At 38.6% G+C, this 24064-nt stretch carries 21 protein-coding genes and 2 tRNA genes; 13 read left to right on the top strand and 10 right to left on the bottom strand.

What is annotated here, in order from left to right; genetic code table 11:
* Nucleotides 1–913: 913 nt before the first annotated feature.
* The 4 genes from idi to PSF31_RS13820 all read right to left on the bottom strand — a co-directional run bounded on the left by idi (nt 914) and on the right by PSF31_RS13820 (nt 5293).
* Nucleotides 914–1429 carry an isopentenyl-diphosphate Delta-isomerase gene (gene idi / locus PSF31_RS13835; RefSeq protein WP_004905791.1) on the bottom strand — a complete coding sequence of 172 codons (516 nt, stop codon included), beginning with the start codon at nt 1427–1429 and terminating at the stop codon, nt 914–916.
* Between the two features lie 143 nt (nt 1430–1572).
* Nucleotides 1573–2229 carry a two-component system response regulator NarL gene (gene narL / locus PSF31_RS13830; RefSeq protein WP_004905790.1) on the bottom strand — a complete coding sequence of 219 codons (657 nt, stop codon included), beginning with the start codon at nt 2227–2229 and terminating at the stop codon, nt 1573–1575.
* A 19-nt stretch (nt 2230–2248) separates the two neighbouring features.
* Nucleotides 2249–4006 (bottom strand): nitrate/nitrite two-component system sensor histidine kinase NarX, encoded by a 1758-nt coding sequence (narX, locus tag PSF31_RS13825; protein WP_036958572.1) that lies wholly within the window; start codon nt 4004–4006, stop codon nt 2249–2251.
* A gap of 372 nt (nt 4007–4378) precedes the next feature.
* Entirely contained in the window at nt 4379–5293 is a 915-nt protein-coding gene (locus PSF31_RS13820) for a DUF808 domain-containing protein (RefSeq protein ID WP_004905788.1), read from the bottom strand.
* A 292-nt stretch (nt 5294–5585) separates the two neighbouring features.
* On the opposite strand from PSF31_RS13820, the gene PSF31_RS13815 reads away from it, so the two are divergent.
* Nucleotides 5586–6572 (top strand): glycosyltransferase, encoded by a 987-nt coding sequence (locus tag PSF31_RS13815; protein WP_096865187.1) that lies wholly within the window; start codon nt 5586–5588, stop codon nt 6570–6572.
* A 44-nt stretch (nt 6573–6616) separates the two neighbouring features.
* Here the strand turns inward: PSF31_RS13815 and uriH are convergent, their stop codons facing one another.
* Nucleotides 6617–7561, bottom strand: a complete 945-nt coding sequence (uriH, locus tag PSF31_RS13810) for a uridine-preferring nucleoside hydrolase UriH (RefSeq protein ID WP_094962712.1) — start codon at nt 7559–7561, stop codon at nt 6617–6619.
* Between the two features lie 264 nt (nt 7562–7825).
* On the opposite strand from uriH, the gene PSF31_RS13805 reads away from it, so the two are divergent.
* The 4 genes from PSF31_RS13805 (at nt 7826) to PSF31_RS13790 (ending at nt 12154) form a co-directional block, all read left to right on the top strand.
* Nucleotides 7826–8569: a helix-turn-helix transcriptional regulator gene (locus tag PSF31_RS13805; protein WP_004905785.1), complete on the top strand. Its 744-nt coding sequence runs from the start codon at nt 7826–7828 to the stop codon at nt 8567–8569.
* Nucleotides 8570–8907: 338 nt separating this feature from the next.
* A complete protein-coding gene (locus PSF31_RS13800) occupies nt 8908–10212 on the top strand; it encodes an NAD(P)/FAD-dependent oxidoreductase (RefSeq protein ID WP_004905784.1) in 1305 nt (434 codons plus the stop codon).
* A gap of 51 nt (nt 10213–10263) precedes the next feature.
* Nucleotides 10264–10632, top strand: a complete 369-nt coding sequence (locus PSF31_RS13795) for a cupin domain-containing protein (protein WP_096865186.1) — start codon at nt 10264–10266, stop codon at nt 10630–10632.
* A 28-nt stretch (nt 10633–10660) separates the two neighbouring features.
* Nucleotides 10661–12154 carry an aldehyde dehydrogenase family protein gene (locus PSF31_RS13790; RefSeq protein WP_096865185.1) on the top strand — a complete coding sequence of 498 codons (1494 nt, stop codon included), beginning with the start codon at nt 10661–10663 and terminating at the stop codon, nt 12152–12154.
* Nucleotides 12155–12316: 162 nt separating this feature from the next.
* On the opposite strand, the gene PSF31_RS13785 is transcribed toward PSF31_RS13790, so the two are convergent.
* Nucleotides 12317–12982: a helix-turn-helix transcriptional regulator gene (locus tag PSF31_RS13785; protein ID WP_096865184.1), complete on the bottom strand. Its 666-nt coding sequence runs from the start codon at nt 12980–12982 to the stop codon at nt 12317–12319.
* Nucleotides 12983–13379: 397 nt separating this feature from the next.
* Here PSF31_RS13785 and PSF31_RS13780 point away from each other — a divergent pair, with 397 nt between their 5' ends.
* The 6 genes from PSF31_RS13780 (at nt 13380) to PSF31_RS13755 (ending at nt 19821) form a co-directional block, all read left to right on the top strand.
* The gene (locus PSF31_RS13780; RefSeq protein WP_094962716.1) at nt 13380–14870 is read left to right on the top strand and encodes an APC family permease; all 1491 of its coding nucleotides are present in this window, start codon (nt 13380–13382) and stop codon (nt 14868–14870) included.
* A complete protein-coding gene (locus PSF31_RS13775; RefSeq protein WP_228677488.1) occupies nt 14845–15459 on the top strand; it encodes a DUF3156 family protein in 615 nt (204 codons plus the stop codon). Before PSF31_RS13780 ends, PSF31_RS13775 begins: the two co-directional genes overlap by 26 nt.
* 58 nt (nt 15460–15517) lie before the next feature.
* Complete coding sequence (locus PSF31_RS13770; RefSeq protein WP_272683201.1) at nt 15518–17089, top strand: alpha/beta hydrolase-fold protein; 1572 nt, start codon at nt 15518–15520, stop codon at nt 17087–17089.
* Nucleotides 17090–17270: 181 nt separating this feature from the next.
* On the top strand, nt 17271–18710 hold the full coding sequence (phoA, locus tag PSF31_RS13765; protein ID WP_004905768.1) for an alkaline phosphatase: 1440 nt from the start codon (nt 17271–17273) through the stop codon (nt 18708–18710).
* A gap of 207 nt (nt 18711–18917) precedes the next feature.
* Complete coding sequence (locus PSF31_RS13760) at nt 18918–19448, top strand: GNAT family N-acetyltransferase (protein ID WP_096865183.1); 531 nt, start codon at nt 18918–18920, stop codon at nt 19446–19448.
* A gap of 118 nt (nt 19449–19566) precedes the next feature.
* A complete protein-coding gene (locus PSF31_RS13755; RefSeq protein ID WP_004905763.1) occupies nt 19567–19821 on the top strand; it encodes a DUF1435 family protein in 255 nt (84 codons plus the stop codon).
* 194 nt (nt 19822–20015) lie between these two features.
* On the opposite strand, the gene PSF31_RS13750 is transcribed toward PSF31_RS13755, so the two are convergent.
* The 3 genes from PSF31_RS13750 to rsmC form a co-directional block, all read right to left on the bottom strand.
* Nucleotides 20016–20101 (bottom strand) — tRNA-Leu (locus tag PSF31_RS13750).
* Nucleotides 20102–20148: 47 nt separating this feature from the next.
* Nucleotides 20149–20234 (bottom strand) — tRNA-Leu (locus PSF31_RS13745).
* Between the two features lie 195 nt (nt 20235–20429).
* Nucleotides 20430–21443: a 16S rRNA (guanine(1207)-N(2))-methyltransferase RsmC gene (rsmC, locus tag PSF31_RS13740; RefSeq protein ID WP_164561226.1), complete on the bottom strand. Its 1014-nt coding sequence runs from the start codon at nt 21441–21443 to the stop codon at nt 20430–20432.
* 134 nt (nt 21444–21577) lie between these two features.
* Between rsmC and PSF31_RS13735 the strand changes: the two genes are divergently transcribed.
* Together PSF31_RS13735 and rimI are read left to right on the top strand one after the other, a co-directional pair.
* Nucleotides 21578–21988 carry a DNA polymerase III subunit psi gene (locus PSF31_RS13735; RefSeq protein WP_036958569.1) on the top strand — a complete coding sequence of 137 codons (411 nt, stop codon included), beginning with the start codon at nt 21578–21580 and terminating at the stop codon, nt 21986–21988.
* Entirely contained in the window at nt 21957–22409 is a 453-nt protein-coding gene (gene rimI, locus PSF31_RS13730; RefSeq protein WP_004905758.1) for a ribosomal protein S18-alanine N-acetyltransferase, read from the top strand. Before PSF31_RS13735 ends, rimI begins: the two co-directional genes overlap by 32 nt.
* Before the next feature lie 87 nt (nt 22410–22496).
* Here rimI and PSF31_RS13725 read toward each other — a convergent pair whose 3' ends face one another.
* Complete coding sequence (locus tag PSF31_RS13725; protein ID WP_197739766.1) at nt 22497–24056, bottom strand: BCCT family transporter; 1560 nt, start codon at nt 24054–24056, stop codon at nt 22497–22499.
* Between the last annotated feature and the right edge of the window lie 8 nt (nt 24057–24064).

Below are 24064 nucleotides of genomic sequence, written 5' to 3'. Positions count from 1 at the left end.
GAGTCAAAGTAGTCAGTAACAACTCACTTGTTGAAAGGGCGGTGGCTGTTGGCGAGGGTGGGATGACAGGGGTAGGAGAAGCAATGGGGGAGAAGCGGTTGTATTGGTGCGCTGAATGGATATTGTGAATACAAAGTAGTGAGTAACAACTCACTTGTTGAAGGGGATGGTGGCTGCTAGTGATGGTGAGATGGCAGGAGTTAGGAGAAGCAATGGAGGGGGAGCGGTTGTATTGGTGTGCTGAATGGATATTGTGAATGCAAAGTAGTGAGTAATAGCTCACTAGTGATGGGGAGTTGGACGTTTAAATACATAGCATTGTATACCATAGAATAGGTAATTTATTGTTAATGTATTGAAATGGGGAATGTCTCTAGCAGATATAAAGTAGTGAGTAACAGCTCACTAGTGATGGGAGTTGGACGTTTAAATACATAGTATTGTATACCATAGAATAGGTAATTTATTGCTAATGTATTGAAATGGGGAATGTATTTAGCAGATATAAAGTAGTGAGTAACAACTCATTTGGTATGGTAATTAAACGATATCTGGTAGTAGAATCAAAAAATATAGTGAGCAAGGTTGTAGTGAATTTTATATGATTACTTATTATATAAATAGGATAATATAAGGGAAGTTTACTGATAAATAGAATGTATTTGATAAGTTAAAGTTAAGGATGATATTTATTATTGAGGGTGGTGAAATATTAAATATTAACAAATTTATCATGCTTCTACCCTGAAATTAAACTAGTGCTATTATTAATTAATGATATTAAGAATAATTAATTAAATTATTTTTCCTCTATAATGTATTTTTATAATATTTCTAGGTTTAGATAAATATTTTTATAATTAAAATGCAAGGTGAGAAAATTAAGTTATAAATAAAATGTGATAAAATACATTTATTTGAAATCTGATAAAGGAAATTCTTCTAATATTTTTTTAAACCACGGTGTGAAAATTTCAGGATTAAGAAGGATCTCTTGTTTTAATTGAGTAAGATTTACCCACCTTATAGATGAGACTTCTTCTCTATTTGGTTGGATATTCTTGTTATAATGTCCAATAAAGATATGGTCATACTCATGTTCAATTAATCCTCCCTGAACATCAGCTTTATAAATTAAGGAACCTATATGCGTTAATGGAGTGGCAAAGCCTAGCTCCTCTTGAAGTCTACGTTCAGCGGCTTTCTGAGTATCTTCATTAGGTTTAGGATGGCTACAGCAAGAATTTGCCCATTGCCCAGCTGAATGATATTTATGAAGAGCTCTCTGTTGAATCAGTAGCTCGTTTTGCTCATTAAAAATAAATACTGAAAATGCTCGGTGAAGATGACCGAGTTGATGCGCCAATAATTTAGGCATAACACCAATAGGTTCATCATGTTCATTTACTAAAATTAATTCATCTTCCATTTATATTATTTTCCTTCATAAAAATGATTTCAGTAGTTTAGTATAATTAAAAATATAAGTTTGCATATTAGAGCTATTTACTAATGAATATAATTATTTTTTACTCGCAGCTATCATAAGGTTATATAGCTGCGAGTATAAAATTATTTTTGTTGTAAAACCCAAACTGCAGCTTCGACCCTTGATTTTAAATTGAGTTTTTTAAGTAAATGTTTAACATGTACTTTTACTGTGCTTTCTGCAATATCTAGTTTACGAGCTATCATTTTATTTGATAAACCCTGAGAGATCAGTTCTAAAATATCGGCTTCTCTTGGTGTCAATGAAGCAATATTATTGTCATCCTGTGTGGTGTTATCTCTTAGTGATTCAGCAAGTACAGATGCTAATGTTGGGCTGACAACTAACTTACCGCTTGCTGCTTCTTTAAGGGCTACGATAAGCTCTTCAGGCTCCATATCTTTTAGTAAATAACCATCGGCACCTCTTTTTAGTGCATTGACTAAATCATCACTATAGTTAGAAACGGTAAAAAGAATAATTCTACCTGACAACTCTCGCTTCCTGAGTTCATCGAGAGTTTCAAAACCATTCATACCTGGCATGTTGAGATCCAGTAAGATAAGGTCAGGATCTTGCTCTTCAGCGATTTGGATACCTGTTTTACCATCTCCCGCCTCACCGATAACTTGTAATGAAGGTTCCAAACTAATCAATTGTTTGACTCCATTTCTTAGCATCGGATGATCATCAATAAGTAGAATGGTTGATTTTTCGTTCACTATATTTGTATTTTCCATAGATGATTTTTCCGGTATGTTAAGCGTCAGATAAAGGGAAGGTAACTTTTACCTCTGTTCCACCTTGAGGCCTAGGTGTAATACAACAGTTGCCATTAAGGCTTAATGCTCTTTCTCTCATAATAATAAGCCCATAATGATTAAGTTTATCAGTATTTGACGTGATCCCTGTACCATCGTCAGTAATTGTAATAGTCACAATACCATCATACTGATTTAATGAAACCTCAGCCCATTTTGCATTAGCATGTTTTAAAATATTGGTTAATGCTTCTCGGACTATTTGTATAATATGAATAGATTGATGCGGTGAAATACTTTTTGCGGGTAGGTCGTAATTTAAGTCTATTTTATACCCCATACGTTCGCTAAATTCATTAATGGTACTTTCTAATGAGGGAAGCAGACCTGGTTCCGTTAATTTAAGCCTAAATGTGGTTAATAGCTCTCTCAATTGACTATATGCGGTATTAATCTCGCTACGCATTTCCGTTAACAACTGTTGTGGCTTTTCTGGTAATGGATCAGGTTGTAATTGCAGGTAACTAATTTGCATCTTCAAGCAAGATAGAGACTGGGCGATAGAGTCATGAAGTTCTCTGGCAATAGCAGAACGTTCATCCATGATAAGCAACTGTTGCTGTTGTTCTATTTGGTGTTCCATTGCTAACATGCCAGAAATTTGTTTTGCTAAAACAGAAACGAGATTGTTTTGTTCATCTGAAAGTATTTGATTATCTTCAATCTCACCAATAATAATGCCATAACGATGCATATTGTCTGATAAATCCCATTGCAAGCTAAGAGGTTTCTCGGTTGTGACTTGTTGTTTTAGTTGCTTTGTATTTGCTTCAGATAATCCGGTTGAATGGCAGCATATTTCATGAAAATATGCTTCATTGCTTTCTTCATACAACCGTAAACTCAGATTTTTGAGTATGGTAATGTTTTCTAGTTCAATAAGAACTTTTTGTAATCGCAAGTAGAGGGGATCCGAGGAATGAAGGATTTGGTTTGATTGATATAAATAAGATAACACCTTATTTTTTGTGATTAAGTCTGCAGTTTTTTCTGCGACTCTTTCTTCAAGCTGATGATAACTTAGCGCTAATTCATCTGACATCTGGTTCAGAGTTTCTCCTAGCGCATTTAATTCATCTTGCCTATTATTTTTAGGGTAGCGTTGGCTAAAATCTTTTCGTCCAATTGCATTGACCATTGATAATAATTTAACCCATGGGTAATAAATTTTTCTTCTCAGGTGCCAGATAGTTCCCATCAGTAATAAGAATACTAAACTGATAAAAATCAGTTGTGTCATGGCAACATAAGCAATCTTTCTTTCCGTTTTCTCATCAATGTTATGAACTAATTCATCTAGTTTACTTACAAATGATATAACTTCGTATCTTGCATCGTTAGGTGCATTTGCTTCCATTAATGAGGGTTTTAAGATATGTAACCAATAATTGTAGAGTTCATCAAATTGAGGCGTTAAATTTTCGATCTTTACAACTTGAGTCAGCTCTGGGCTGATGAGGTCAGATTCTAATGCATCGAGATAACGCTGATTCTGGGTATTTAAAGGGACTAGAGAAAGCAATCTGTAGCTCTGCATTCGTAGTGAACCAGATTTATTTATTGCATGAGCGTTACCCTGCACACTTAAAATCATTCGATTGGAAATCGTCATCCCAATAATTCCTAAGATCGCAATAAGTAGCATAAGGCCGATCACTTGGTTAATAATTGAAAATCGACGATACAGTGTGGGCATGTGTCACTTCCTTAAAGAGTAGCGCTAGCGAACTTAAAATGCATATTTCTCGTATTGTTCATAAAGGGTCGAATATTAAATATACTACTTTGGTAGTAATTTTCTGGATCTATAACGATATAGATAATAAAAAATAAAATTTTTCTTTAAGTTTTATGCTTTTATTTATTGATATATAAGATTAAATTTGGTTTGACTGAAAATAGGTTTACGTATTATAGCGTAAATTAAAGATGAGTTTCTTTTGATTTAGATCAGTTTAAATATCGAAGTAAATCAATATGTAAAATAATATACATCGAAAGTGTCTTTGATAATCATATCAATGATAGAAAGAGAGGCAGCCCTAATTGATAGAGCTACCTTTTTGTTTTAAGCTTTTTTTAATTTTTTGAATAGTGAGATTATCGCAACAAGGATTAGACCTGTTACTAGCCCAAAAAATAAATTAATTATAGTTGGTAAGATAAACTGCATAGTACTGCCAATGATAGGCGTTAAGGTTGCTGTAAAGGATATTTCGGTGATCCATTCTGAAATATAGCTGATACCGTGGGTTAGAATACCACCACCGACCATAAACATCGCGGCAGTCCCTACAACAGATAATGTTTTCATCAGATAAGGAGTGGCATAAATTAATGAATTACCACATTTTTTTAATAAAGAAGAGGTTTTCTTCTGTAAATAAAAGCCTAAGTCATCTAATTTGACAATCCCTGCAACTAAGCCATATACACCGATAGTCATTACGATAGCAATGATAGAGAGTACGGCCACTTGGTTGATAAAAGTGGTAGAGGAAACAATACCTAGTGTGATGGCAATAATTTCGGCTGATAAAACAAAATCAGTACGAATAGCCCCTTTAATTTTTTTACTTTCAAATTCCTTAAGTTGTTCTTCTGATAACTGTAATTGATTTTGGGAAACAGTATCTTTTACGTTAGAATGCAAGAGCTTATGAGTTATTTTTTCTGCGCCTTCAAAACAAAGGTAGGCTCCACCAATCATAAGTAGTGGTGTGATAGCCCAAGGAAGAAAGGCACTGATTAATAACGCTAAAGGAACAAGTATTAATTTATTAATAAATGACCCTTTAGCAACGGACCAAACAACAGGAATCTCTCTATCTGCACGAACACCTGTGACTTGCTGGGCGTTTAGCGCGAGGTCATCACCTAAAACCCCAGAGGTTTTTTTGGCAGCCATTTTCGTCATGACGGAAACATCGTCTAGTACAGCGGCAATATCATCAAGTAATGTGAGTAAGCTACTTCCAGCCACAAGGGTATCCTCAATATTTTTTAAGGTGTCATTAATGTTTATTAGGTCAGTTAATGGATAATTAGTTCACTACAACATAAACCATATGTACAAATAAGATAATTCCACTGCAACTGATAAGTCTGAATTTTGAATTATTAAATTTTTATGACAGTGGAACCAATATGGTTTTTTCTTTTCTAACTTATTAATTTTAGTAAAGTAACATATTGCTATCTGCTATTTTACTTTATATTCGGTTTAATTATTTAGTTTATAAATAAATTTTAATAGATAGGTATAGGGTTAATACATGTCTTCTCAGCCAGTTTTGAGTATTGTCGTTGCTGTATATAATGGTGAAAAATTTTTACCTCAGTTTTTTGATAGCTTAATTGCGCAAAAGCTAGAAAATTGGGAGCTGATCGTTGTAAATGACGGCTCTAAAGATAAAAGTGAAGATATCATTAAGTCTTATGCAGATAAATTTGTACATTTGAAAGTGCTTTATCAAGAAAACCAAGGTGTCTCAGTTGCTCGTAATACGGGGATGGCTGAGGCTACGGGAAAATACATTACATTTCCTGATATTGATGATGAAATTAGCCCACAAATGTACGGACGTTTATTAGAAATCGCATTATCAAATGACCTCGATGTTGCAACTTGTAATGGGACTTATGTTTATACTAATGGCGATGCTCCAAAGGCAATTTTCCCACCGAATAAAGTCCCGTCAACTGGGGTGATTTCAGGCCCTGAGTGGCTTGAAATTGGCTTAAGTTCACGCAAGTTTTTGCATGTAACTTGGCTGAATTTATATCGTTTAGACATGTTGCGCCAACACAAATTTTTCTTTGAGCCCAAATTACATCACCAAGACATTCCTTGGACAACAGAAGTGTTGCTCGTGGCGAAGCGCGTGCAATTTATTAATGAACAATATTATCGATATTTAATCCATAACCAATCTGTTTCACACTCATTGAGTGGTGATGAGCGCTCAGTCCGTAAGATAAAAACCTATTTGAAGATTATTGATATGCTGTTAAATATTTACCAGCGTTATCCTGAACAAGTTAAGCAAGCCCCTGCTTGTTTATGGCAGGTAGGAAAGGAAGGCTTAGGGGTGATTCAAGCGCTATTAGCTATCAAATCACCAGATGTACAGAAGGAAATGGTACAACTATTTTTTGATAAGGGTTATTGGCAAATTGTGTGGGCGCATGCAACTACAGTAAAATTAAAATGGCGATTAATTAGACGTTACACAAAACTAAAAGAAATTATCAAATCATAATTTACTGAAAAGGTAGCTATTTTTATAGGCTACCTTTTTTGTTTCTATTTTGCTAATTGCTTTAGAGAAGCAATAAACATATCCCATAACTTTGGGTTATCTAACTTTGTAGCGACTTGTGTGTGGCAATCTGCTTTAGCGGGGTGGCGAAAGTCAGTCACCGTCATACCCGTTGTTAAAGCACCTTGCAGTTCGATATCAATCGGAGCTTTAATCGTTTCCATTATGGATGGGTCGATAACATAAGCAACAGCACATAGGTCGTGGACAGGGGCATGGTTAGTATAGCCATTACGTCTGCGGTAACCTGCAGTGTAGTAATTTAGGGATTCAACAACAAAATCACTTACAGGTGTGTTTAACGCTGCAATTGTTTCCATTATTTGGTCGTCTGGCCTTGCTTGATGTGTAAGATCTAACCCAATCATAGTGATAGGCCAAGTTTCATTAAACACAATATGAGCAGCCTCAGGGTCTATAAGGATATTGAATTCAGCGACTGCAGTTCGATTGCCTGTATGGTAGCCTCCTCCCATTAAAACAACTTCTTTTACTAATTCTACAATTTCAGGTGCTTTTCTCACTGCCAAAGCAATATTTGTTAGCCCCCCAATAGGAACGAGAGTAATTGTTTTAGGCGGATGTGATTTGAGTGTATCAATAATTAGGTCAACAGCATGGCGCTGATCAATAGGGAGCTTGGGGTCGGGGAGATGAGTACCGTCAAGGCCTGTTGTACCATGAACTTCTGGCGCAGTCTGTATTGTTCTCACTAGTGGCCTAGAGCAACCTGCGGCGATAGGGATATCATTTGCACTAACGAATTCCATAATTGCGCGTGCGTTATGAGTAACTTTATCTAATGTTTGGTTTCCGACGACTGTAGTTACCGCAAGTAACTCTATATTTGAATTGCCTAATGCTAAGAAAATTGCCATTGCATCATCGTGGCCGGGGTCACAATCGATAATAATTTTATTGTTAGACATTATTTCTCCATTTATTAGGTTATTTACGTTTAATTGACATAATATATGGATATATTTATTTTTATGTGATGTAAGTTCTATTTTTGTGAATACTAATGTAATGAAATTATTCATTAGGGTTACTAATGGAGAGTGATGTGATTAACATATTAATAACAATCGTGTTGAGTTTATAAAGATAATGTGTTCTTTATGTAGTTTTAAGCAATATAAATGAAACCGCCCAGATGGTTTTATTAACGACTTAATGATTGAGGAGGCAGAATGGAGAACTATCTAGAAAGATTACCTGATGTTATTGATTCTGTTGCAACTAATCAGTTTTATCCTAATTTATTATCATGGTTGTCTTCACTTATTGCATTCGATAATGCGATTGTTTACTCCTTTGAAAAAGGAGCTCCACCTCGATTTCTTTCCAAAGTAGAGCGCCGTAATAGCGATAGTATTAACAGAATCTATCAACGAGGTGCTTATTTAATGGACCCATTCTACCAAGAAATCCAAAAAGGCGGGGCTTCTAAAGTATTAACACTAAAAGAACTCGCACCTAAAGGATTTTATCATACGGACTATTATCTCAATTTTTATCGTAAAACAGGGTGGTGCGATGAGGCAGGGTTGCTGTTAGATATTTCAACTAATAGGCAGTTAGGTATTTTTTTTGGTAATGAAGATAGGCCTTTTTTCTCGGAAAAATATACGCAAGCGCCACTTAAAGATGCCTTCGATATCATTCGTAGCATGGTCAAACTTCATAAAGATGTTTCTCCTTCTTCGGTGTCGAATCACTACCAAAATACAGACATGCAAACACGATTTGGGTTAACACCGAGAGAGTGTGAAGTTGTCGAATTAATCTTAGCGGGCAAAGGTTCACCACAAATTGCACAGGCACTTTTCATTAGTTTAGGGACAGTGAAAAATCACCGTAAGAATATCTATCAAAAATTAAGTATTAATTCACAGGTTGAATTATTTAACTTATTAATGAATAGGTTAAGCTAAGTATAATGTGTTTTTATATTTATTTTAACCTAATGATTTAAAAGTGTTTTATGGCTGTTATCTTTTTTATTGCTGCGTTATTTTTTTGTTTTTGTCTAGATGATCTTAATAAACTAAAATTCAATTAATAATCATCATTATTAATATGGTAATGGTTATATAACTAATTGTTTATAATCTTATATTTTTTGATTTTATAAATTTTATTATTATTTAAATATTCTACTTGCATCACAATTGTTAACTTTATGTTTCGAATATCCCTAAAGGGATATGTAATTGTTAATGTAAGGTTAAGATAATCAGGTTATCGAAAGATACTAAACAGGGTATCCATAATGAATAACCAAGTAGAATCATTGACTTACTATGCTGCGACTAAGAAATATGACTTACGTTTTCCTACATTAAAGGAAGATCTTGATGTTGACGTCGTGATTATTGGTGGCGGCTTTTCTGGGATCCATACCGCACTTGAGTTGTGTGAGAAAGGGATTACCAATATCGCTATTTTGGAAGGACGGCATCTTGGCTACGGTGGCTCAGGGCGTAATGGCGGCCAAGTGATGGCGGGTATTGGTCATGACATCGATGCAATTAAAAAATATGTCGGGCCAGAGGGTTTAGAAACAATTTTTAAACTCAGTAATATGGGCGCAGGGATCATGCGTGATCGCATCGCTAAATATGATATTGATGCAGACTTTTGCCGTGGTTATGCATACTTAGGAAGCAATAAGCGCCAAGAAAAGACCTTGCGTAGTTGGCTAAAAGATTTCAAGTCTGTCGATCCTGAGGAAGAAATTGAATTTTACAGTGGCTCAGAACTAAAACAGATTATTGGTTCTGATGCTTATACCTGTGGTATCAAACACATGGGCGGTGGGCATGTACATTCATTGAACTTATTGTTAGGTGAAGCGAAAGCGGTTAGTGAAATATATGGCGCTAAAATATTTGAGAATAGCCAAGTATTAAATGTTGAGTATGGTAATACCATCAAGGTTAGAACTGCGATGGGAACGGTCAAAGCACAAAAAATGCTGTGGGCTTGTGATTCATTTTTAAATGGCCTTGAGCCGACGATCTACCCTAAGACCATTAATACTTACGCATATCAATTAATGACGGAAGAGTTGCCTGATGAATTGATCGAGCAAATTAGCCCAATCCGTGGTGCTTATAGTGATATTCGTCCAGTTATTGATTACTACCGAGTGACGAATGAAAATCGCCTCTTATTCGGCAGTTCAACGCATTTTCTTGAATACATTCCATCTGATCTTAAAGCATGGAATCGTAATTTAATGCTAAAAGTCTTTCCCTATCTCAAAGATGTCAAAATTGAATTAGCTTGGGGTGGACCAATGGCATGTAGTGCAAATTTATTTCCACAAATTGGCTCATTACCACAACATAAAAATGTGTTTTATGCGCAGGGCTATTCAGGTTTTGGTGTTACGCCTAGCCAGATTGTGTGCAAAGTCCTGGCTGAAGGGATGGTAGAAGGTTCTCATCGTTATGACTTAATGAGTTCTATCCCGCACGCCAATATTATTGGTAAAGATAGCATGCGTAATGTGATTGTTTCACTGGCAAAAATAATGCATCAAACATCCGGTTATTGGCAAGGTCGCCGTTAATTCGTTATCCGCCTAACTAGTTTATTTAAATCGATTAAAGGTAAAAAAATTATGATTAGTCCATTACTGTTAAACAAACCACTGCCAGAACTATTAAATATTGGTAGCGTGACAAATTTAGGTTCTGTGGTTGTTGAAGGCGACCCTCAAGCGAGTGTTGCGATGATCCACGGTGAACCAACGGATAATCTAACCTGTGGTATTTTTGCTTGCACTAAAGGTAAGTTCAAAATGGTGTATCCATTTGATGAAATGGCGACAGTCCACGAAGGTTCGGTGAAGTTAACGGATGTGAAAACCGGTGTGACGGTTGAATACCATAAAGGCGATACATGGTTTGCTGCTAAAGGTACCGAAGTTTTATGGGAAATTGATACACCACGCTTCGTAAAACATTACCTAGCTTGTGTAAATGCCTAATTAGTTTCTATTGAGTGGAGTGATAACAATGAGTGAGTTAACCCTATTACCAGAAGTCAGCGAGTTCTTGAAGCGTCAACACGGCCATTTTATCAACGGGTTACCGGTTTCTGGCAAGGGCGATACTTTTTTTGATGTTGTTAACCCTGCCACTGAACAGGTTATTGCTAAAGTAAAAGAAGGGACTTTAGCCGAAGTTGATGCCGCAATGGATGCGGCTCATACTGCATTTAAAGGGGTTTGGGCAAATACCACACCAATGGAAAGAGGGAATTGCTTAAACCGCCTTGCTGACCTACTTGAAAAACACCTTGAAGAATTAGCCCAGCTAGAGACGTTATGTTCAGGTAAAACCATTCAATTATCTCGTTTTCTTGAAGTGGGCTCATCTGCCCAGTTCTTGCGTTATTTTGCCGGTTGGGCGACAAAAATCAGTGGAGAGACATTGAATGTCTCATTGCCTTCTTTTGATGGTGAGAAATATTCTGCATTTACTCAGCGTGAACCCGTTGGCGTTGTCGCCGGTATCATTCCTTGGAATTTTTCGATCATGATTTCCATTTGGAAATTAGCTGCCGCTTTAACATGCGGTTGCACGATTGTGTTGAAACCAAGTGAATTTACCCCGCTAACTATGCTAAGGGTGGTGGAATTAGCAAAAGAGGCAGGGGTACCTGACGGTGTAATTAATATCGTGAATGGTGGTGGTCGTGAAGTTGGGCCTGCACTGATTCATCATCCACTTTGTTCTAAAGTGACATTTACGGGTTCAGTACCAACAGGTCTGGCGGTAGGGCGCTCAGCGATGGAAGGTAAATTAACCCGAGTCACACTTGAACTTGGTGGGAAAAACGGCGCTGCATTCTTAGCTGACCTACCGGTTGAAAAAATTGTTAATGGGATTATTGAAGCGGGATATCTAAACCAAGGGCAAATTTGTGCAGCTGCTGAGCGGTTCTATATTCCCTCTAAATTGATGGATGAAGTACTAGCAGAACTAAAAACGCGTTTGTCTGCGATGAAAGTGGGTTCTCCATTAGATGAAACAACCGAAATGGGGCCGCTGGCAAATAAAGCGCATTATGAAAAAATCTTAGGTCTGTTTGAAAAAGCTCGCCAAGATGGCAGTGAAATTATTTATGGTGGTCAGCCCATTGCAGGTGCTGGGTATTTTGTGCCTCCAACCATTATTCGTGCTAATAGCCCAAATGATGTATTGATGAAAGAGGAAACATTTGGGCCAATAGGGACTTTCTTAAGCTACGATGATGAAGAAGAACTTATTGAGATGATGAATAGCACTCCATTTGGTTTAGCTGCGAGTTTATGGACAAATGATCTCAGTAAAGCGATGCGTATGATTTCGCGCATTGAAGCGGGAACCGTATGGGTGAATATGCATACCTTCCTTGACCCAGCAGTCCCATTTGGTGGTGTTAAATCATCGGGTATTGGCCGTGAATTTGGTAGTGCCTTTATTGAGTATTACACAGAGTTAAAATCTGTCATGGTGCGTTATTAGTGTTCGATTTATATTTAATTAATCAACATTTCCCGGCCATCGTGCCGGTTTTTTTGTATTTAAATACAGGAAAAGTAAAAGCGTGAGTTATGAAGAAGGTGGATAATGATTTCTTGTCGAGAAAGCGATGAAAATAGATGCCGTAGGTGGTCGTTAAACAAATTAGAGCTTTTCTTGGCGAATGATAAACCCTGATGATACAAGCTCGGTTCGGTTTGTCACATTCGCTTTAGTGAAGATATTGCGTAAGTGAGTCTTCACTGTTGATAGTGAAACTCCCAATAATAATGCAATTCGCTTGTTACTTGCGCCTTCCCGTACTAAATGGATGATTTCTTGTTCTTTAGGAGTATAAGACACTAGCGAGTCGGGTAACACATCGAATGTCATTAGTTCAGCGACAGGCAAGATAGCATTTAATCGCATGATTTCTTGCTGGCTAAATGGGCTGTCTCGCAGCACCGAAATCCCCGCAATAATTTTATTTTTACGGCGAATAAATATTTCTGCCATGTCAGCCATGTTATTTGGCTGCATAAAATCATAGAAAAAAGCCTGATTTTGCTGGCGTATTTCAGAATCCATTCTCACTAAGCGTAAGTCATCACTGCGAAAATGGTCGGGGTGCAAAGGGTCTAATTGGTGAAAATAAGTGAGATATTCTTCGTGCATTTTTGCTGAGATCCCATGAAGAACGTAGTTATCTGGCTGGCAATGATCATTCACTAGGTAATACACCAATGCGGAAACCGGAATAATATGAGCAATGGTATTTAGGCAGCAATCAATTAATGTTTGTTGATGAGGCTCGAATAATGGTGAAGTCATCATATTCCCTTGCGTATTAATCGAATTATTATCATGCCTCTTAATGCGGTTAACATAAAATAAACATATTAATAACGTGAAGTTGATAACAGTATTTAAAACTGATGAAAACCCCATAAATATTGATTTGGTGCTTTTTGGTATCTTTAGGGAGTTGTTTATTAATATATTAATGAGTAATTTATTTGCTACATATTGATATTACTTTGATTATTTTTTTTGCCCTTCAAAATATGGGTACTTTTCGCGAGTTGTATTTTATTTCCCCTCTCTCTAGGTATCGTTCTTTAGGACGATAGCAGCTTGTTTAGGCTTATTTCTATAGTGGATATGTAGTTACTTTGTTTTTACAAAAAATTCACATTTATGGCTGAGTAGAGAGTGAGAGGGATGTAAAATGAATTTATCCTCAAAATTGTCGACACATTTAGAAAAAGGGAAAGTTGGCTTTCCGACTACATTGGCGAGTTCTGCCGGCTTGATTATGGCTAGCCCCGTTATTTTAACCGTTACGAGTGGATTCGGTATTGGTGGTGATACATTCGCCCTAGCGGTGTTATTCAGCTTCATTATGATGCAAGCTCAGCTAACCACATTTTCGGAGGCTGCGGCTATTCTACCAACTTCAGGGTCCGTATATGACTATATATCGTGTGGAATGGGGCGTTTTTGGGCGATAACTGGCGCACTTTCGGCTTATTTGATTGTGCATGTGTTTGCAGGAACTGCCGAAACGATCCTTTCAGGAATTATGGCGCTCGTTAACTTTGAGCATCTCAATACTGTCCTAGAGACCAGTAATTCATCTTGGATGGTCGGCGTGGGATTAGTTGTCACGTTTGGGATTTTAAATGCATTTGGTATTGAGGCCTTTGGTAAGGTCGAGGTTGTACTGACATTCGCCATGTGGTCTACGTTAGTGATTTTTAGTGTGAGCGGTTTGATGTTGCCGTTTCATGTCGATATGGACGGCTGGTTTGGTCAGCCACTCAATACGGATCCAACGCTCATCCTTAGTTTTGTGGGGATGGCAATGTTTATGTTTGTTGGTTGTGAACTTGTTACTCCAATGGCGCCTGAAATTAAAAATTCTGCCAAGGTGATCCCTCGCGCGATGACCACGGGTTTATTCTGCGTCGCACTCTGTATGGTGTTATTCGGTGCAGCTCTAGCGAACCAAGTGGAAAATGTGGTCGTTGACCCACAAACAGGCACACGCTTACTTGAAACACCGATGGCAATCCCTGCATTCGCCGAAATTGTCATGGGTGAGTTTGGGAAGTATTGGATAGGTGTCGCATTATTATTGGCTGGTGGAGCAACCATTAATACGTTAATGGCAGCGGTTCCTCGTATTCTTTATGGAATGGCGCTTGATGGGGCATTGCCACGTATTTTTGCTTATTTGCATCCGCGTTTCAAAACCCCGGTATTCGGTATTTTAGTCGCTGTGATGATCCCATGTTTGCACGCTTTTGCTATTCAAGGTGACCTTGACCGTATCATTCCATTGGTACTGGCGGCAGTGTGTTCTTGGGGGACGGCTTACTTGTTGGTAACGATTTCAGTGGTGTTATTGCGCATTCGTCGACCTGACTTACATCGTGCCTATCGTTCGCCTTTTTTCCCTATACCGCAAATTATTTCGAGTGTCGGAATTATTTTAGCTATTGTGTATATCACTCCTCCTGGCATGAATAAGTCGGATGTCTATATTCCCTTTGCCATTATGTTAGGTTTAACAGCAGGATATGCATTAATTTGGACTGTTTTCGTACAGAAAGTTAACCCATTTAAACCTGTAGATGTTGAATCCGTTTTATCGAATTCCTTTGCTGATGAAGAAATGGAAGGAGGCCAACTTGAGCCATTACGTAACCTCGCCTAAACCATCTTTGTGGGAAAGAATCGGTAAGCTCACTCAGCAACGTTTGCCTGCCGGATATCAAACAGGATTGACACTTAACCGTGTTGAAAAGGACATGGCGCCTTATCCATGTGAGTGGGGAGCACCCGGAGTGCTCCTTGTACAGCCTCAGCCTGAGCTAACCATTGAGGTAACTGAGCGACCAAGAAAATTGTTTCTCGCTTTTATCGTATATAGCCGCTTTGCGGTATCTGGCCAGTGTACTAATGATATCAATGCAACAATTGAAGTAAAAACCCGTGGGAGTATAAAGAAAAAACATATCCATTTTGTATCGAAACAAATGGATGGTCATAAAGTTATCGAGTGGTTGAATGAATACCCCGTTATTCGGCAAACATTAGAAGAGCTGGAATTTAATCATTGCAAGATAGAGTTTAGCAGTGGCCGTTGGCGTTGTGAAATAGAGCCTTATACGGCATCAGAAATGGTGAGCCGCATCCCAGCGACTCGTCGTTATTTGAGATTAATACAAAAACAACGTTATTATTTATTGAGTGCGCTGCAGTTAATTAACCAACTGATGGAAAAACGTGCTGTGAGCCATTGAGTTTAAAAGAGTTTTTTGATAGTAATAATTATTATCAATTGACTTGCTGGAATTTGATGTGAAATCTTTGCCTCTTTTAGGTTGTATGTTGTTGTCATCTGCTGCAATGGCAACGCATTCTGACTGCATACGTTTATCTGAGCTTTCCTTTGCTGAAGGGGTGCATGATAGCGACGAAGGTCATAGTTGCTTATCTTTTGAAGTATCACAGCAAGATTTTATAAAACAACGTGGTGAAGGTCTTTCCAAGGTCCTGTTATTGGATTCCAATAAGCAGCCAGTGCGTGCATTGCAAGAGTATGGTTCAGTACAAGAGCCCCATAGCGCAGATTATGTAGTATCAGAAAATGGGGTTTATTATCTAGCGTTGAATGGTGAGCCGGGTAAACCTTGGCAATTAAAGTTTGACATCAGCCAGTATCAGCCTTTAGCCATTAAAAAAGATAATGAACCTATTAGCCCGATGCTACAAAGTTTGCTTGATGAACATTATCAAAATGGTGATACAAGCGCATTTTGGCAAGCTGTCGCCGCGCAAGGAACCCCCCTGGTTGAGGCGTTTTCAAATCGACAAAAACGCGTGACATTTCTTTGGCGTGGCGCGAAAGCAAATGCCTATATTCTAGGGGCGCCGTCAGGTAATCACGAAAGAATGGCCCACTTGGCGGGAACGGATATTTGGTATCGTTCTTTTATCATTCCTAATGATACGTTATTACAATATAAAATTGCACCGGATATACCTTCTGTGCCTGAGGGCGGCTTTGCTCAACGTAAAGCGATTTTAGTCACAGCGCAGTCTGATCCTTATAATTCTCATGTTATTCCTTCGCAACGCGTAGATAAATATAACCGTTTTTCGTTGTTATCATTGGTACCGAACATACGCCAATGTCACTTCCCTGATGTAGAAAACAGGCAGATTAAAGGCCGTTTAGAGACATTTACGTTGACGAGCCAGGTATTAAAAAACGAAAGAAAAATAACGGTTTATCAGCCTAATATACCAATGGAAGCTCCGGCGCTATTGGTGTTATTAGATGGACAAATTTACCTGAAAGACTATCAGATGGAGAAATTTTTTGATAAGTGGATAAATCAGGGGAATTTTCCTGCTATGAATATTGTATTTGTGGATAGCATCAATTCAGCGCGTCGTGGTGATGAGCTTCCTCCTAATGATGCCTTTCCTAAGTTGCTGGCGGATGAACTTATGCCCCAACTCGCGGAAATGGGAATTCAAGCACCTGCAAGCCATACGATTATTGCGGGTTCCAGTTATGGAGGGCTTGGGGCGACATGGAATGCGTTACAGCATCCTGAAATTTTCGGTAATGTCATTAGCATGTCAGGATCTTATTGGTGGGCTCCGAAGGATAAAGACCCTGAATGGTTGATTCGTGAAATCGAAATGATGCCAACACAACCGATCCGTTTTTTCCTTGAGGCTGGCCTTTTTGAACAACGTGGTAGTTGGGGGGGAATTATTCAAAACCACTACCGGTTATTCGATGTTCTAAAACATAAAGGTTATCAAGTTGATGCCATTGAACTCCCTAGCGGGCACGACTATGTTTCTTGGTGTGAAACGCTTTATGAGGGAACAAACCAACTTGCGTCACAATGGTAAATAGCCCTAACGCTCATTCACAAAAAGCAGCTTACATTTAGCTGCTTTTTTACATTTATGACTAACGTCTTCATTTCGCCATAAAAGCGTCATTCAACTGTCATCTAGCTCCTTTAGCATGCCTTTCATTATTTGAAATATACATCTTCTCTTTTCATTATTGATTGGCAAGGAAACAGTTATGACTGGTAATTTTATGAAATCCCTTTTAGCTGTCACGGTAAGTACTTTAATTTTAGGGAGTACAGTCCCTGCCTACGCGGCTGATAAAAATGATGCGGTGTCAGAAAACCGTGCGGCTCAAGGTGATATCACCAAATTTGGTGGTGCGCGTCGTTTAGCGACAGAGCAAACTGATATCATGAAAGCCGCACTTCACAATGGCCAAGCCAAAAATGTGATTTTATTTATTGGTGATGGTATGGGTGACTCTGAGATTACTGTTGCTCGTAACTATGCAGAAGGCGCTTCAGGGTTCTTTAAAGGTATTGATGCCCTGCCAATCACTGGCCAATATACCCATTATGCGTTAGATAAAAAAACACAAAAACCCGACTATGTAACTGACTCTGCGGCGTCTGCCACTGCGTGGTCTTCCGGTGTGAAAACCTACAATGGTGCATTAGGGATTGATGTATTTGGTAATGATCATGAAACATTAATTGAGATAGCTAAACGTAATGGTAAAGCGACGGGTAACGTCACAACTTCCGAGATTCAAGATGCAACGCCTGCCGCGCAATTTTCGCATGTGAGTGCGCGTAAATGTTATGGCCCTGAGGAAACAACAGAAAAATGTGCGGCTAACGCGCTAGAAAATGGCGGTCGTGGTTCAATTTCAGAACAACTGTTGGTAACTCGTCCTGATGTCACGCTTGGTGGTGGCGCTAAGAGCTTCAAACAAGAAGCAAAGGCGGGTGACTACAAAGGCAAAACTCTGGAACAACAGGCTATTGAGCGTGGGTACAATATTGTGCGTGATGCTAAAACATTAGATAGCATCAAAGTCGCAAATCAAGATAAACCCGTTCTGGGCTTATTCCATGATGGTAACATGACCGTTGCATGGGAAGGCCCGAAAGCGGTTCACTACGGTAATATCAACAATGCGCCATTGGAATGTAAACCGAATGCGAAGTTAGACCCTAATGCACCAACATTGGCTCAAATGACGAAAAAAGCGATTGAGCTGTTAGAAGTCAACCCAAATGGTTTCTTCTTGCAGGTTGAAAGTGCCTCTATCGATAAGCAAGACCATAAAGCAAACCCATGTGGCCAAATTGGTGAAACTGTTGCTCTCGACCAAGCTGTACAAGTCGGCTTAGATTTCGCTAAAAAACATGGTGATACATTAGTTATCGTGACTGCTGACCATTCACATTCAAGCCAAATTATTCCAGAAGGAACAAAATCAACGGGCTTAACGCAAGCGTTGATTACTAAAGACGGCTCTGTGATGGTGGTAAATTACGGTAACTCTGAAGAAGATGATTCTCAAGAGCACACCGGTGCTCAGTTACGTGTGGCGGCTTATGGCCCACATGCGGCAAATGTAATGGGTCTAACTGACCAAACTGATTTGTTCTTTACCATGCGCGATGCAATGGGATTGAAGCAATAAACCAACCCTGTAGTGAAAATTCTCCGCAATAGGATGTTGCGGGGGATTTTTTTATTTTCTAGTATATTTTCTCCTTATTTTTCAACCGTTCCTCAATAAACTTACTAAATATTTGCACTTCTTTTTTTATCCGTTATCTTGAGAAATTGAATCATCTGATAACAATAAATGTGCTTCTTCATAGGCACAAATAATGAGAATGGCATAATGAGAGAAGTTCGCGAACTACAACGAGATGAAATCCCATCTGTTTGGTCTATCGACCGCACTGAATTAATTGAAAACCTTTATCTGTATCAAAATGGCGAATTGGTGCTATCTAAACAACGGTTTGATATGAAAGGTTGGCCAGAAGGCGAAACTGAAGCCTATACCCCTCATTTGTTGGAAAGTTATGACCAAGGGGCGATATTTCTTGGGGTTTTTGAGAAGGGCAAGCTAATTGCTGCCGCAAGTTTAGATAATGTGTGGCGCGGTGAGCAAAAAAATTTACTGCAATTATCTTTCCTGCATGTGAGCCACTCGTACCGTGGCCAAGGTTTAGCAGGGATGTTATTCCAACAATGCGCTGAAATGGCGATACAAAAAGGGGCAAAGGGCTTATATATTTCTGCAACGCCTTCAGAAAATACAGTGCATTTTTATCAACACCTAGGCTGCACCTTAATTGCACAACCTGATCCTGAATTATTTGCATTAGAGCCCGAAGATATTCATTTTATTTATCTATTTTCGTAAGTTTTTATTTTGTAAAATAAGTGTTAATTTATAGGGAGTGGAATAAAAAAAGCATTGAAATTTACTAAAAACTAGATATTATTGATAATCATTATCATTTAAGAGTGTTGAGGTCACTATGCCAACTAGCATATCAAAAACCACAGGTTTAAAGCGTATAGGCGCTGGCCTTTGGGGAGTCTTTGCTGTGATATTGTTGAGCATTGCTTATGTACTCAATAATATGGGCTTAGATAATCTAAAAATCATTATGATTATCATGATGGTAGCAACTGCAGGGATGTTATTTAATCGCGGTTCTCGTCGTTTATTGATTATCCCAGCTGTGATTTCACTTGCATGTTTTATGATGGCCTTTGTACTACAAAGGTAGCTCTATAATCTAATTAATAATTAAATAGAACAGAAGAAAGTGGTATCGAAAGATATTGATAATTGAATGCTATTCAATATAACGGTTTATTCAAATGATTTACTATTGTCTTATAGTAAATAGTCAGATAAGGCAGCGTTAGCATTACAGAGAAGGTCAAAAGGGCAAGACGTTATAAAAAAATGACTGACCAGTGGTGCGAAAGGGGGGACTTGAACCCCCACGTCCGAAGGACACTAACACCTGAAGCTAGCGCGTCTACCAATTCCGCCACCCTCGCAATACTGTCACATCAATACTACATTATTGTGATTTATCCAAAGTTAGTGGTGCGAAAGGGGGGACTTGAACCCCCACGTCCATAGGACACTAACACCTGAAGCTAGCGCGTCTACCAATTCCGCCACCCTCGCAATACCTAACTAAGCTTTGATTCATCAATGCTTTTAACCAGCAATAATGTGGTGCGGATTTTAGGCTAATTTCGACGAACGTCAATAATTTTTTTATGTAGTATTTTTGATTGATGAAAAAATGGCCGGTGAGGGTTCACCCGCCATTAAGTCGTATGAAAAATTGTGCTTTAGTCTAATTCATTCGCGAATAAATTAACGCTTAACAGCTTGGTAAACTTTGAATTTTCCCGTTTTGGCAAGTACTTCATGGCTACCAAATGCTTTATCGAGTAAATCAGGGTACGGTAAGAAAGCATTCGCGACGATCCGCAAATGGCCACCTTTTTTCAGGTATTTAGGGGCTTGGTAAATCATATTTTCAACCGCACGATAACTGGTGTTTAGGCCATCATGGAATGGAGGGTTAGAAATAATCCAATCGAATTTATCGTTAATATCTGAGTAAGCATCACTTGCGATGATTTTGCCAGCCAGTTTGTTTGCCTCAAGAGTGGATGCAGCGGAATCTAGCGCAGACGCACTCACATCACTTAAGGTGAGTTTTAGCTCTGGGTTTTGCGAGCCGAGAACTGCGGCGATCACCCCATTACCACAAGCGAGATCAAGCAGATCGCCGCTCATTGGATCAGTTAGCGTTGATAACAGTAGATCACTACCGATATCAAGCTCATTATGGCTAAATACCCCTGGTAGTGCGTTAATTCTAACATTATCAATCTGATAATGACGCCACCAGCGAGCAATATCAAAGGTTGTCGGTTGTTCTAATTCACCATAGTACAAGCTACAGCGGCGTGCTGAGTCAATTTTTTGTAAGCTAGCGATCCCTTCCATAATGGATTCGGCGCTTTTAACACCACTACGGTTTTCGCCAACGATAAAAATTTGGCTACCCGCAGCGAGGTGAGTACAGAGGTCATCGAGTTGGAAACAGGCTTCTTGCTTGTTTTTTTGCCAAAAATAAATGAGAGTATCGCAAGGCTGGATAAATTCCGCGGGTGTTGTGGCAGAGAATAACGCCATATCGCCCATTAACGGTTGTAAGCGTTGCCAGTGATGATACTGGTTGGTGATGACACGAACACTAGCTGCTTCTAAGGTTGCAGCGAGCTCATCCTGAATGTCACCAGCCAAAATGACATGACGATCTGTAAAATGTTCGAGATGGCGTTGAATAACTTCGCTGGCAGGTGTCAGTAATGACATATTCTGTCAATCTCCTAAAATAATAAAAAAACCGATGACCATCTTACCAAAGATAAGAGAAATAGCATTGCTCTGTTGGCGCTATTAATCCCCTTTGATAAGATGTGGTTGTAAAATTGCGACTGGAAAATCAAATGACACGACGTGACAGGCTTTTAGAACAAATGGGGATCACTCAATGGATGGTGAGAAATCCTGCCGTGTTACGTGGTGAACGTGGTGTAAGGATCCCAGCGTCGACTAAGCTTATTATTATTACTGATGAGAACCTTGATTTAAATAGCCAATTGCTAAAAGATATTTTTCTTTCCATGAATATTGCACAGGACGATGTGGTTTGTGTCAATTCAGAGCAATTAGGTTTAATCCCAACACCAATAATAACACCATGTTGGGTATTAGGTGATGAAATCCAGCCTGAAGGTTCAAAAGTCATGTTTACTTCACCTGTTTTGTCTGAGCTAAGTACAAGCTATAGCGCTAAACGGGCACTATGGAAACAAATTTATCAATATGATGAAAATTTCAACACTAAAGCAATCTGATCTCGCAACCGCCTACTTAATTGAGAAGTTAAGCCATGATTTTCCATGGACTGAGCGAGTTTTTTATGGGAACCAAGGGGAAAAGTACCATAACATAAAAATATCCGTTAATAATCAGATTATTGGTTATGCAATAACACAGTGTGTTCTTGATGAAGCGACCTTGTTTAATATTGCCATACACCCTGATTACCAAGGGAAAGGGTATGGCCGCTTGTTGATAGAACAGCTTATCGAAGAACTTGTAAAGAAAGGCATTCTCACGTTATGGCTAGAAGTGAGGGAATCAAATGCATCTGCTTTGCATCTATACGATAAGCTAGGTTTTCACCAAGTGACGGTACGTAAAGATTACTACCCTGCTAAAAAAGGCCGAGAAGATGCTTTAGTACTTGCTTTGACTCTATTTTCTGATGAATAAATTTAAGTAACGAATAATTTATTATTAATATAATTAAAACCCCAATATGTGTCATAACATATTGGGGTTTTGTGCTTTTATGGACGACTATTTTTCAATTTCAGGAAGAATAGGTTTATTAATTAGTTGGATATTATCTTTTAACTCTTTTTTTGCTGCAGCTTGTGCGTTAACTTCTTCATTGAGGCCTTTATATGTGGAATAACACATAATTAGCATCATGATGGATAACGGTACAGCCATGGCGACCAGTGCAGACTGCAAACCAGATAATCCGCCGGTCATAATTAGTACGATCGCGATTGCTGCAATAATGACACCCCAAATGGTTTTAGTGACATGAGACGGATTTGGGTTCCCATTTTCACTGACCATTCCCAGTACAAATACCGCCGAGTTAGCTGATGTGATAAAGAAAATCAGTACCAAGGCAATAGCTAAGACACTAATAAATGTCGATGCAGGGAAATAATCTAAGAACTTAAACAGTGCAGATGTGACATCGGTTTTTACAGCATCTGCTAGTGCGGTTTGCCCTAAGTTTTGAATTAAATGGATGGCAGAACCGCCCATAACTGCAAACCATGCAAAAGCACTTAATACAGGAATAAATACTGCGCCAATCATAAATTCTTTGATTGTTCTTCCTTTTGAAATACGAGCCACAAAGCTGCCAACTAACGGTGCCCATGCTATCCACCAACCAAAGTAAAACAGTGTCCAGTTAGCAATCCAAGTACCGTCATTATAGGGTTCAGTACGAAATGACATACTGACAAAATTTTGGACGTAATCACCAATACCTTGGAATAAAACTTTTAAGATAGTTTGGGTTGGGCCAGATAGAAAGATAAATGCCATTAATCCGAGAGCAAGTATGATATTTAAGTTTGATAGGTGTTTTATTGCCCCTTGTAACCCGGAAATCGTCGAAGCAATATAAACAACAGTAATAATAGCAATCAAACCAATTTGTACATAAATACTAATGGGCAATCCCCATAAGTAATTCATACCACTGTTAACTTGTAGTGTACCAAAGCCTAATGATGTAGCGATACCAATGACGACGGATAACATCACCAATATATTGATCCATTTCCCGACAGAGCCGTAGATCCGATCCCCAATCAATGGATAGAAAACAGAGCTGAGTGAAGATGGTAGTTTTTTTCTAAATTGGAAATAGCCTAAAGCTACACCGACAAGCGCATAACAGGCCCATGCAGAAACACCCCAATGCAGATAGACATATTGCATGGCTGCTTTAGCAGACTGTTCTGTTGAACCTTGGCCAATCGGCGGGCTGATATAATAGGAAACAGGCTCTGCTACCCCCCAGAACATCAAACTTATACCAATTGAGGCACTGAATAACATCGCAATCCAAGTGACTGTACGGTATTCCGGTTTGTCATTGTCATCGCCAAGGCGTATGTGACCAAATTTGGAAAAACCAAGAAACATACAGAAGCTGAAAAAGATAAAAACGGAACCTAGAATAAACCAACCTAGATTGTTATAGATAAAACTTAAGGCGGAATTTGAAAAAGCTTCCAGCTTATCAGGAATAAATGCACCAAAACTGATTAACGCTAGGCTAAAAGCTAGCGACACGTAAAATACGGATTTTTTGTGATTCATCATACCTCTTC

It is taken from the genome of Providencia sp. PROV156 (genome assembly GCF_028480905.1).
Taxonomy (GTDB): domain Bacteria; phylum Pseudomonadota; class Gammaproteobacteria; order Enterobacterales; family Enterobacteriaceae; genus Providencia; species Providencia hangzhouensis.
This window is presented reverse-complemented; position numbering and strand designations above follow the sequence as displayed.